This window comes from Terrisporobacter othiniensis (assembly GCF_000808015.1).
Lineage (GTDB): Bacteria > Bacillota > Clostridia > Peptostreptococcales > Peptostreptococcaceae > Terrisporobacter > Terrisporobacter muris.
On sequence record NZ_JWHR01000013.1, the window covers coordinates 19653 to 32272 of the forward strand.

General features: G+C 26.2%; 13 protein-coding genes. 3 read left to right on the forward strand and 10 right to left on the reverse strand.

Features of this window, described 5'->3' with window-relative positions:
* Positions 1-200: 200 nt before the first annotated feature.
* From QX51_RS00995 to QX51_RS01015, 5 genes are all read right to left on the reverse strand, one after another.
* Positions 201-1223 carry a sensor histidine kinase gene (locus QX51_RS00995; protein ID WP_039678038.1) on the reverse strand — a complete coding sequence of 341 codons (1023 nt, stop codon included), beginning with the start codon at positions 1221-1223 and terminating at the stop codon, positions 201-203.
* Positions 1220-1891 carry a response regulator transcription factor gene (locus tag QX51_RS01000; protein WP_039678039.1) on the reverse strand — a complete coding sequence of 224 codons (672 nt, stop codon included), beginning with the start codon at positions 1889-1891 and terminating at the stop codon, positions 1220-1222. The genes QX51_RS00995 and QX51_RS01000 overlap by 4 nt, the downstream gene beginning before the upstream one ends.
* A gap of 151 nt (positions 1892-2042) precedes the next feature.
* Positions 2043-2504: a hypothetical protein gene (locus QX51_RS01005; protein WP_039678040.1), complete on the reverse strand. Its 462-nt coding sequence runs from the start codon at positions 2502-2504 to the stop codon at positions 2043-2045.
* A gap of 27 nt (positions 2505-2531) precedes the next feature.
* Positions 2532-4439: an ABC transporter permease gene (locus tag QX51_RS01010; RefSeq protein WP_039678041.1), complete on the reverse strand. Its 1908-nt coding sequence runs from the start codon at positions 4437-4439 to the stop codon at positions 2532-2534.
* Positions 4440-5192 (reverse strand): ABC transporter ATP-binding protein, encoded by a 753-nt coding sequence (locus QX51_RS01015; RefSeq protein ID WP_039678042.1) that lies wholly within the window; start codon positions 5190-5192, stop codon positions 4440-4442.
* 221 nt (positions 5193-5413) lie between these two features.
* Between QX51_RS01015 and QX51_RS01020 the strand changes: the two genes are divergently transcribed.
* The gene (locus QX51_RS01020) at positions 5414-5893 is read left to right on the forward strand and encodes an NADH-quinone oxidoreductase subunit NuoE family protein (protein WP_039678043.1); all 480 of its coding nucleotides are present in this window, start codon (positions 5414-5416) and stop codon (positions 5891-5893) included.
* Between the two features lie 66 nt (positions 5894-5959).
* Here the strand turns inward: QX51_RS01020 and QX51_RS01025 are convergent, their stop codons facing one another.
* A complete protein-coding gene (locus QX51_RS01025; protein ID WP_039678044.1) occupies positions 5960-6379 on the reverse strand; it encodes an N-acetyltransferase in 420 nt (139 codons plus the stop codon).
* 87 nt (positions 6380-6466) lie between these two features.
* Between QX51_RS01025 and QX51_RS21725 the strand changes: the two genes are divergently transcribed.
* On the forward strand, positions 6467-6682 hold the full coding sequence (locus QX51_RS21725; protein ID WP_408645543.1) for a 4Fe-4S binding protein: 216 nt from the start codon (positions 6467-6469) through the stop codon (positions 6680-6682).
* A gap of 117 nt (positions 6683-6799) precedes the next feature.
* Entirely contained in the window at positions 6800-8032 is a 1233-nt protein-coding gene (locus QX51_RS01030; protein ID WP_039678045.1) for an aminotransferase class I/II-fold pyridoxal phosphate-dependent enzyme, read from the forward strand.
* A gap of 120 nt (positions 8033-8152) precedes the next feature.
* Here QX51_RS01030 and QX51_RS01035 read toward each other — a convergent pair whose 3' ends face one another.
* The 4 genes from QX51_RS01035 to trhA all read right to left on the reverse strand — a co-directional run bounded on the left by QX51_RS01035 (position 8153) and on the right by trhA (position 12513).
* Positions 8153-9079: a LysR substrate-binding domain-containing protein gene (locus QX51_RS01035; RefSeq protein ID WP_039678046.1), complete on the reverse strand. Its 927-nt coding sequence runs from the start codon at positions 9077-9079 to the stop codon at positions 8153-8155.
* A gap of 321 nt (positions 9080-9400) precedes the next feature.
* The gene (locus QX51_RS01040) at positions 9401-10666 is read right to left on the reverse strand and encodes a conjugated bile salt MFS transporter (RefSeq protein WP_039678047.1); all 1266 of its coding nucleotides are present in this window, start codon (positions 10664-10666) and stop codon (positions 9401-9403) included.
* 147 nt (positions 10667-10813) lie between these two features.
* Positions 10814-11746 carry a hypothetical protein gene (locus QX51_RS01045; protein WP_052232797.1) on the reverse strand — a complete coding sequence of 311 codons (933 nt, stop codon included), beginning with the start codon at positions 11744-11746 and terminating at the stop codon, positions 10814-10816.
* A gap of 119 nt (positions 11747-11865) precedes the next feature.
* Positions 11866-12513, reverse strand: a complete 648-nt coding sequence (gene trhA / locus QX51_RS01050) for a PAQR family membrane homeostasis protein TrhA (protein WP_039678048.1) — start codon at positions 12511-12513, stop codon at positions 11866-11868.
* Positions 12514-12620: the final 107 nt, after the last annotated feature.

A 12620-nucleotide genomic window follows, 5' to 3' on the forward strand; every position in this document is an offset into this window, starting at 1 on the left:
TATTAAATATAATAATAAAATTCATGTTTATAAAAAATTTGCTATGCTCATGTCGCCAACGATATGCATTCACTACCGCTTAAGGCAACTACGTTTATCATTTTTCCCCCTAATATTTGAGTCAATATAATACACTTGTATATAAAATAAAAAACTTAGATATGTTTTATGCTTAGTTAACATAAAATCATCTAAGTTTTCTAATTTTCCATATTTAAATAATCAGATATATCATAAAAATATATTTTAAAATTTGTATACTCATTTAGTTTGGATGATACTTCTATCCTATGTCCTAATTTATCTATCATTTTCTTCGTAAAGTACATTCCCATTCCGGTAGATTTATAAATTTTATTTCTTCCATTAGAACCTGTAAATCCTTTATCAAAAATCCTATTTAAATCTTCTTGATTTATTCCAATTCCATAATCTTTTATAGACAATGTAATGAAATTACTTTCTTGTTTTGCATAAAATTCAATTCTATTATTTTCCTTTGAATATTTAATAGCATTATTTATAATTTGATCTAAAACATACGAAAGACATTTTATATCACTATACACTAAATAATCTAAGTTCTCTAAGCTAACTTCAATATTATTTTTTATTAGAAGAAAAGAGTTATTTTTTACTGAAGACTTTACTAATTTTTCTAAATTGACTTTATTAATAAATATATCTTCAAACAAACTTGTACTTCTACTACTATATAAAATAGAATTCACCAAAAAACTCATTTTAGCCAATTGATTTTTTATATCTATGCTGTCTTCCGCTTCATTTAATCTATCTGTCATAATATTTAATGCAGATATTGGAATTTTTATTTCATGTACCCACTTTGCTATATATTCATCTAACTCTTTTAATGACTGTTTATAATTAATTATCTCTTTATTATTTTTAATATTCATATTGTCTATAATTGCTTTCATTAGCTTTTCTTCAAATGATTTTCCATCAATTAAGCTTTCATCCATATCTTTATTTTCTTCTAAACTTTCATATAAGATTTTATAGTTGTTTTTCCAATCAATATAATCACATATAATAAATGCTAATATTATAATTACAATAATAAAATTTAAATATATTAATTCTTCAAAGTAATTTTCAAGTATATCTATTGCAAATAAATATATATCAATTAAACCTATGATAATTATGGAAAGAATAATATATCTGAATCTATTTTTTAGATATTCTATAAAATTCATTCTATTATGTATCCTATACCTTTCTTAGTTTTTATACAGTCTTCAATTCCCAAGTCTTTAATTTTTCCCCTAAGTCGATTTATATTTACAGTAAGAGCATTATCTGTTACAAATTCATCACTATCCCATAAAATCATCATAATATTTTCTCTAGATACTACTTTATTTTTATTTTTCAATAATGTAGTTAATATTTTTATTTCATTTTTAGTTAATTCTATGGTATTTTCATTATTTTTAATAATGCCCTTTTCCATATCAAATATTAAGTCTCCATAACGCATCACATTATTTGAGACACTATAATTATAAACTCGTCTTATAATTCCATTAATCTTTGTAACAAGTATATCTATGGAGAATGGTTTTGTAATATAATCATCTCCTCCATTATTGATTCCCATTATTAAATCCATATCTGAATCTCTAGAAGATAAAAATATGATTGGCACATTTGATATAGTTCTTATTCTTTCACACCAATAAAATCCATTATATAGCGGCAAGTTTACATCTAAAATTATTAAATCAGGTCTTTTATCTATAAATTCTTCCATTATCCTCTCAAAATCATCAATTAAATCAACTTTAAACCCCCATCTTTCTAATGCTAATGAAGTTTCTTTGGATAAGTCTATATCATCTTCTATTAATAAAATTTTATACATGCTCATTTTCTCCTTATTCAAATTGCTTCCATCATTATTAATTATGGTCAACTTTCATTATTTTGTATATATTATTTTTAACTTTATTTAAAAAAGACTATCACAAAAATAACTTTGAATTCTCCTGTAATAGTCTCTTTTTTAATCAATTTTATTTTATATTCAGCTCTATATTTCCTGTGAAATTATCTCCTTTTATTCCAATATAATTACTTCCATCTTGAATTTTTAAAGTTACTTTATATACTTTATTATTTTTACATAAAACTACTGGTTTATCACTTCCTGATAATAAAATTAATTGAGCAGATCCACTTGTAGTATTGATTTTACAAGTAATTGTCACTTCAGATCCACTCTCATGTTCTATTGAAGTTCCTCCAAATACATACTCTATTCCAGAATAATTTTCATACTGTGCAATATAAGTTCCCACATAGTCATCTACTCCAAATTCTCTGTCACCATTCAATTCATAATTACTTGTAAGAGTTCCTTTGCCAGCGCTTTGAATTATATTATTATAATGAGTTAAAATTTCATCTTTAGAGCATCCGGTTGATACTGCTATAATAAATATCAGTATCACACAAACAAATAAATTTTTTATCATTTTATCTTCCTCTATTTTTAGATTAATTTAATTATCATAAATTATTCTTTTGAACTTTCTAACAGACACCACACCATATATTACAAATATCACTAAACAAATTACTAAACTTAATATATATATGTTAATTAAATTTGCCATTAGTAACTCTCCTGCTAATTTTAATGCAAAGTAACTTGATATTGCTGCAATTATCATTGGCAAAGCATAAAATATAACCACCTCTTTAAATACTGCTCTATTAATTTCATTCTCTGTAGCACCTATTTTTATTAAAGTAGTATATTTCTCCTTATCCTCATAAGCGTCACTATATATTTTCATGTAGATAATACTTCCAGCAATTATTGCAAATACTATGAACAAGAATACAAGAACTGCATAAGCAAACTTCATCCACTGACTTTCATTTTGTGCCTTATATCCATTTTGTATATATCCACTTTTTAAATTTAAACTTTTTTCAAGGCTATTAAACATCATTGTACTATTCTCTTCGTTTTCTATCTTTGCTCCATAAAAGTATCCTTGCTGCCCCTTATCTTTTAATTTCTCATAAGTACTATCATTTACAACTATAATACTCTCATTAACACCAGTACCTAATACTGGTAATTTTACTTCTCCTTTTGAAATCTTATATACTTGTCCATCAATTTTAACTTCGCTTTCTTTTTGTGCAAGAGTCATAATGGTCTGAGGGCTTTTTAATGTTATTACATTATTCCCTCCAACTAAGCTTTTTCCGTACTCTTTTGATTCTTCTTCATTTCCATTTATATTAAGAATATTTATGAAATCACTATATTTCATTATTACATCCATAGTATCATAGATATACTTACTATCCTTATTTTCTAAAAATGTTAACTCTGTATTTACTTCATATTTTATTTTGTTAGTATTTTTTATTATATTATCAATTTTTTCTTTATTCACTTCATTTTTATCTGGGGAAAATATACTAACTGTGTATATATTTCTTTGGGTCTGAGCATTTTCTTGCATATATTTAATAGCAACTGCACCCCCAAGTGTTGATATAGTTGCAGTAATCATAATTGCTATTATGGCATAAGTTTTATAATTTTTACTTAATCTATGGTTTATATTGTTAATAGCAATTATATTTTCCCCATTAAATAATATTTTTTTATTTTTCATTATTAAACTAAATAATACAGGCATAACTGATTTGAATAATCCATAAGTTCCTATGATAACTACAATCACTACTGTAACTGAACTCATTATATTTTCACTTCTTATATTCAGAGAAAGATAGTAACCATATCCTATTACGAAAATTGATATTATAGCTAAGATGTATAATCCAATTCCTACTTTGGGTATTTTTTCTTGTTTTTTAGAAGCATTTATTAAATTAATTACACTACTTCTACAAATAGTTATAAATCCTTTTACCGACATTATCATAAATATTGCTATAAATATTACGCTAGCAGAAATCAATGCTTTTATGCTAATTCCATTAGCTATATCTATATGAAATCCAGATAGTTTTATTATTATAGCTTGGAAAAATTTTGAGGTAATTATGCCTATAATTAACCCTATTAAACAAGAACTTATACCTATAAGCATATTCTCTACAAAATATATCTTCCCAATAGTATATAAATCCAACCCCATAAAAGATAAGATTCCAATTTCTTTTGATCGATTTTTAAAGAATACATTAGTTGCATACCATATAAAGAAAAATAAAAATACTGATAATATTACAATTACGGACATTAATACTGCCGAAGTAAATTTTGCATTTTCTCCTTGCAATGCTTTTATAGCCTCTCCATATTGTAATAGTTCAAAATTAGTCAGAATTACTACTGAAAATACCATAGATATGAAAAATGCTCTGTAAGTTCTTAAATTACTTTTAAAATTATTATATGCGATTTCTAATATACTCAACTATATGTCACCTCCCATAGAAGACAACATATCCATTATTTTGCTATAAAATGCTTTTCTACTATCTCCTTTATTTAATTTACATTTTATAGTACCATCGTTTATCATATATACTTCATTAGAATAACTTGCCGTTTTAGGATCATGAGTAATCATTATAATAGTTGCATTACTCTCTTTATTTATCTTTTCTAATGCGTCTAAAAGTTCATACGCTGATTTAGAATCTAATGCCCCCGTAGGTTCATCTGCAAATATTACTGATGGATTTGTAATTAAGGATCTAGCCGCTGCACCTCTTTGCTTTTGTCCTCCTGATAGTTGGTATGGATATTTATCTAAATGATTTTCTAATCCAAACTTTTTAGATATTTCAATAACTTTATCCTCTATTTCTTTGCTTCTCTTCTTTCCAAGCGCCAAAGGAAGAGCAATATTATTCATAAGAGTCATATTATCTAATAAGTTATATTCTTGAAATATAAATCCAATTTTATCTCTTCTTAGTTTTGATAATTCTTTATTTCTTATATTTGATACATCTATTCCCTCTAATATAATCTCCCCTGAAGTTTGCTTGTCCAGCGTTGACATTATATTCAGTAATGTGGTTTTTCCTGCTCCTGATGGTCCCATTATAGCTATAAAATCGCCCTCTTTTACTGTTAAGGATATATCTTTTAATACCTTTGTCTTAAAGCCTTTTATTCCATAATCTTTACATATATGTTCAACTTTTAATATTTCTTTCATATAATTAACCTCCTAAGTCACTTTAATATTTAATATATTATTATTTTAAATCTTTCTAATAATTAAATCCTTAATTAAAGATTACATTTTATTCTCTAATGTTACACTTTAGTAACATAGAAAATAATTATGTTATAATTATCTAATTGATATGAAGTTTATACACATTCATTATAGGGTATAAACTAAATCTATATTTTAACTATATAAAGGAGATTACTATGTGTGATTTTGCCTCTAGAAATAAAGAATTATTTAATAAATTAGATATATTTATGAATTCAAATGATAATAATGAAAAAATACTAATGAATACTTTACATCATGCTCAAAGTATATTTGGATATCTACCGAAAGATGTACAAGTGTATATTGCAGAAAAATTACATCTTCCTTTTAGCCAGGTAGAAGGTATTGTTAATTTTTATAGTTATTTTGTAACTGAGCTTAAGGGTAAATATAAGATAAAAGTTTGCCTTGGTAATGCTTGTAATAAAGATGATAGCCCTAGTATCCTGCGTGAATTTGAAAAATTAATTGGAATTAAAACTGGTGAAACTACTAAAGATATGAAGTTCAGTTTAGAATCTGGCGGATGTGTAGGTGTTTGCCGTAAAACACCTATTGTTACCATAAATGGACGAGTTTATGAAAGTGTAACAGTACAAGATATTCCTTCAATATTAGAAAATTGTATTTAAAAATTAAAGGCTGCTTAAAAGCAGCCCTTTTCATTATATTTATTATTAAAAATTAAATTATTTTCCTTAATTCTCCATAATATATTCAACAAAGTTTGTATCTTCATTAGTATTTTCACTTTTTATTTTGAATCCCATTTTTTTATAAAACTCTACAGATTTATAATTATCCTTGTATACAGCTAAATTTAAGTTATTATATTCACTTTTTACATGTTCAATTAGAACTTTGCCTATACCTTGTCCTTGGCTGTCATTATCTACAAACAACGCTCCAATAAATTCATTGTTTATAATAGAAATAAACCCTTTTATATTCTCTTTTTCATAAACATAAGTCTCTGCCATAGGAATATAAACATTTTTCACTGTATTATAGTTATCTTCCCAATACTTTTTTTCTATGAAATCATGAGCTTTCACAGTACTCTTTAACCAAATGTCCATCACTCTATCTACATCATTATTTTCTAATTTTCTTATCATTAATTTAAGTCTCCTGATATTATTATTCATATATTCTAATTTTATCATTTATTATCTATTAACAAAATAAAAAGCATTCTTTTATTTATACTAAAAGCAAAGACTAATAAAAACTGTCATAAATGTGGATTATGTGCATCTCTTTGTCCTTCAAAATCAATTTCTCATGATAATCCCAGCATAACAGATGATTCAACATGTATTTCATGTATGCGTTGTATATCAATATGCCCAAATCATGTTCGTTATCTAAATAAAGTAATGTTATTTGTAGCAAGTCAAAAAATGAAAAAGTTATGTTGAACTTATAAAAAGAACCCGCTATTTTTATAAAAACTAAAATATTAGGTTATTTATTTTGTCCCACTTTCATTAATTTTTCATAATATAAAGTATATTGACACCTTTGGAGGATTGAAAATGGATTTTATAGACAGTATGATTTCAGAAAGACTGGGCGATTTATCTTTCTTTAACACAGCTACAAGATTATACAAATTTGAAAAAATAAAGAAAATGACTAATGATGCAAAAGCAAATAATCCAGATATTTCACTTATTAATATGGGAGTAGGTGAGCCTGATAAGATTGCTGACTCTAGTATTGTTGATGTTTTATGTAGAGAATCTCATAAAAATGAAAATAGATTCTATGCTGACAATGGAATACTAGAGTTCCAAGAGGCAGCTTGTAGATTTATGAAAAATGTGTATCATATAAACAATTTAACTTGTAAAAATGTGATGCATGGCATAGGTTCAAAATCTATTTTAGCCATGATTCCCATAGGCTTTATAAATCCTGGTGATGTTTGTTTAATGACTGTTCCAGGTTACCCAATAATGGGTACTTATTCTAAGTTTTTAGGTGGAGAAGTCTATAATCTCCCTCTTTGTGAAGAGAATGACTTTTTTCCTGATTTAGAAAATATTCCTAAAGATATTTTAAAAAGATCTAAACTTCTTTATATTAATTATCCAAATAACCCTACAGGACAAATTGCCACTAAAGAATATTATGAATACTTGGTTAATTTTTGTAGAAAAAATAAAATATTCATAGTTTCTGACTTAGCTTATGGTGCTTTGACTTATGGTGATAGTAAGCCACTTAGTATTTTTAGTGTCGATGGTGCTATGGACCTTTGTTTGGAAATTCACTCTCTATCTAAGAGTTTTAATATGACTGGTTTTAGAATGGCTTTTGTTGTAGGTTCTCCTAAAACTATAGAACTTTATTCTACTATTAAAGGCCATACCGATTCTGGACAGTTCATTCCTATTCAAAAAGCTGCTTCCTTTGCTCTTGATAATTATGAAAAGCTTATTGAAGAAAATATTGAGAGATATTCTAGACGTTTTGATTTACTAATTGATGTACTTAGAAAAGTTGGATTTAAGGTTGAAAAACCTAAAGGTGGATTTTATGTTTATCTTCCTATCCCAAAAGGCGCTGGTGATGTAATTTTTTATAATGCAGAAGATGCTTTTGCTTATATTTTAAATAATGCTATGATATCAACAGTTCCGTGGGATGATTGTGGTGCTTATTTAAGGCTTTCTGTTACTTATGAAGCTTATAATAAAGATGATGAAATTAACCTTATGAATGAAATTTATAATAGACTAATGTCTCTTAACTTAAAATTCTAGTATTTAAAAAATAAGGTGTAACCATTAAATTTGTGTGATTACACCTTGTTTTCTATCATAGTTAATTTTATTAAAAATTCTCATTTATTTTATTTTGATTAATATTATAATTCTCTATTATTAATATTTATTATGTTCTTCATTTATTTGTTCAAGTAATTCTTTATCTAGGAATTTTTCACAAAAACATATAAATAATTTAATTGGTAATGATATATACTTATCTTTATGAATAACAATATAAAGACTTCTTTCTATTTTACAATCTTTTAGTCTAGAAATATTTAAGTCACCTAGTTTTTCTTTCTCAACAACTGAAATATAAGGAACACAACTAATTCCCATATTTAATTTTACATAATTTATAATAGCTTCAATATGACTTAATTCCAAATAACCCTTATATTCTATATTTTTACTTTTTAAGAAAGTTTCAAAAGTTTCTCTTGTTCCACTTCCATCATCTCTAAAAATAAATATATTATCTAAAAAATCTTCTTTTTCTAAGTATTTTTTATCTTTCCATTCATGATTAATTCCACTAATAAATACTAGTTCATCTCTGCAAATTTCTTTTGATATTACTTCACTACATGAAGTTGAGCTCTCTATAAAAGCTATATCTACCTTATTATGTGAAATTAAATCTTCTATATTAGATTGGCTATCTATTACAAGAGATATTTCAATATCAGGAACTTCTTCATTAAACTTTTTAATTACATAAGGCATTATATATATTCCTATGGTAATGCTTGCACCAATAATTATTTTACCTCTATTTTCACTTGCACAATCTTTTATTGTATTAACTCCTTCTTCATATATATTTAATATTCTTCTTGTATAATTAAAAAATATCTCACCTTCATACGTTAAAAAAAGTTTTTTTCCTATTCTATCGAAAAGCTTTGTATTGAGTTCAGCTTCAATCTCTGAGATACATTGGCTTATTGATGGCTGACTAATATACATTTCCTTTGCAACCTTGCTCATATTTAAACAACTGGCTGTTTCATAAAAAATACTTAATTTCCTAATATTCATAATTTACTTCTCCTATGTAATATTACTTTTATTTTGCTCATTCTGATTAGTAATTATCTTTATAAAAATTAAATCCCCTTGAATTGATTTTAAGATTAATTTTCTCATATCTCAAGTATATATATCATTATAAAAAATTTGCTTTGCTTAATTAAGCGGCGTGTCGGTGAATTATTTCATTACCACTTTAATCTACTGTGTGTGCGCTATGAAATTTCAGGCAACAACCTTACTCAAAAATATAAGAATATTATAATATTCTATCATATAAAAAAGGAGTCCCCTAATTATTATAGTAGACTCCTTTTTCGCAAAATAACTCTATTTATTCATTAATAATTTATTTTGATCTTTTACTTTTTTTATTGAAGTAAGTAATAATGCGTATCCTGTAAGAACACATGCTATCATTACTATCCATCCTGTATTAAATCCAAAATTATCTACTATCATACCAAATAAACTAGATCCAAATGCAAATCCTAAAGCAAATAATAAACTTATTGTTCCAAGTATTACACTTGACTCTTTTCTACCAAATACATCTGTTGCCATAAATGCTGGTGCTGACATATATGAGTAAACGTTTAATCCGTATGCTATAGAGAATAAGAATGCTAAACCATGAACTTTACTTGATGCTAATAATGCTATTATTGATACTGTTGAAAGTACCATTGATATAGACATTGTTTTTATTGTTCCTATCTTATCGAATAATGCTCCTCCAGTTACGTTTCCTATTAAACAGAATAACGCAAATAATGAACCTAAAGTACCTACTAAAGTTGCACTCATTTTAAGCTCACCTGTAAAGTATGTTGCGTATTGAGTACTTAATGCTGATATTGCTATAGCTATTATTGCGTATCCTATTGAAAATGTCCAGAAATATTTATTCTTAGTAGTTGCTTTAGCACCTAAACCTTCAAATCCTTTAGCTTCTTCCACTACTTCATCATTTTCTTCTACTACTTCTACTTCACCCTCTTTAGGCATTCTTATGAATAATAATATTATCGGTAAACTACATGCTATTGCTATAATTCCAAACATTATATAACTATAACTTGCGCCTTTTGATGCTAACATTTGTGAAGTTATTTGTTGTAAAAATACATTACCAATAGATCCTCCTGAGAAAGCAATCCCTAGAGCTTTACCTCTACCCTTCTTAGGGAACCAGTTATTTATTACATAAGGTACTCCTAATCCAGAGAATAAAACACATCCTATTTGAGATATTGCTGATAATATGTAAAATTGAGGTAGTGTATTAGCAAACCCAAATCCTAAAAATCCTAATGATGATAGCATTGTACCTACTATAAATAATACTTTTATATTTACTTTACCAAATAATTTTCCCAAAAATGGTGAAAATGCTGCTGATGCCATTGCTCCAAATGTGAATATTAAAGAAAATCCTGCTAATGAAAATCCAAAGTTATTTATTACATAAGGTATAAATAAAGGTTGTATATTTTGTGCCACACCAAAAGGTATTGCCTGCATAAACATACAAATAAATACCATAAAATATTTTTTCTTAACACTGTTGTTATTAATTGATACTGCTTGATTCATAAATTGTCTCCTCCATTGCTAAATTTTAATTTACAAACTTTTACTTTTCGCCATAGAAGAGTATACATTTATTATATCAATCTGTTAAATATTTATATTTTATATTGCATATAGGCATTTACTTATATGCTAATGATCACATTATTCTTAAAGACTATTTATAAATTCATCATATTCAATTTTTTTATTTTCTATAATTTGCTCTAACTTTTCTTTATTATTTTTTAAATTTATCAAAATATCATTAACATTTTTCTCTAATTTGCGAATATCATCATAAGATTTACTTATTTGGCTATTAACAGAAATATCTGTAAATATATTGTCAAAAAATATATCAAATGTTTTCATTGATGTAGAAAAATTCAAACTAGACATGTTAATATCTTCTAATTCTTTATTAAAGCTTACTAATAAATTTGATACTCTGGTAAATTGTTTTTGAGCTTCATCTACTTTTTGATGCTTTGCCATAGAAGAAATAAAATCTCCACCAAGTAAATCAATAGTTCCCCAGTTTTTTGCAGACTGCAATATTTCTTTAGTATATCCAACCTCTTGATATAAAACCTTACCTGCACCTATTGACTCTTCTATCTCCTTCATTTCCTTTAAATAATTATCTATCTCATTTTCCATACTTAATAATCGTTTTTTTTGATTTTCATTTCCGTATATATTTATTAAGGATAACTTTGTATCAAGTAATTCAACATATCTGTTTTCACAATTTTCTAAGGAGCTTAATCTACTTTCTATTCTTGACTTACTATTTTTCAATGAGTTTAATCTAGATAAACAATCATCATACTTAAGCTTTGCCATTAAGTATTCCTTTTCTTCTTTGTTTAACTTCTCTTCCTTATTTCTCATAATCGTACTCATAATGCTAGATAAAGATAGCTTCTTTAACTTTTCTACATCATTTAGCTCTTTCTTAAGTATTTCTTCTAAATCTCTTAGTTCACACTCGTACATCTTCAAATTTTCACCTAAATCAGCAAGCTTATTTTCTAATACTTTTTTCTCTGCAACCTGCTCTTTTATTTGATTTATTTTTATATTAATATCACTTAACATAAGATGCCTCCCTAAATATATTGAATATATTATATACTATTTTTAACCATATAATATTTTTATTATTTATTTACAAAATGAAATCACCCTCTCTGATAAGTAGATTGGGTGACTAAAGTTTATATTACATATTCAAATACTGAGATAAAATGACATAAACTTCCTAAAAGTATAAATATATGAAATATCTCATGAAATCCTAAATTCTTAAATTTAAGTGCTGATGGTTTAAGGGCATATATTATCGCTCCTATAGTATAAAATATCCCACCTAAAAGTAATAAGAATATTCCTCCAAATGGCATAGAGCTGTAAAGTGGCTTTATCATGAATATTGATATCCATCCCATTCCTATGTAGATACAAGTAGATATCCATCTAGGGCAATTAAACCAAATCATTTTAAATAAAACACCACATACTGCTATAGTAGCAACAACAGTAAATAAAATCCATCCTTTATCCTCTTTCAATGCTATTAAGCAAAATGGAGTATAAGATCCTGCTATAAGTATAAAAATCATAGAATGATCTAATTTTCTTAAAAATGCAATTACTTTATCTGGTGCCATTACTAAATGATATGTAGCTGATGCAGCATAAAGCAAAATCATGCTTATGCCAAATATAATTACTGCAGTTAAGTCTACAGCAGATGCACTTATTAATGTAGTTTTTATTACCAGTGCCAAGAGACCTACAAAAGAAAGAATAGCACCACCTAAGTGAGTAAATCCATTAATGGGTTCCCTAACATATTTTCCCATGAAATACCTCCTTTTTTCCATTATCGGTCGGCCGACCGATGATATTTTGATTGTAACTTTAATATAAAAAAAAGTCAACTCAGTAAATAACTTTTAATATTTTATAA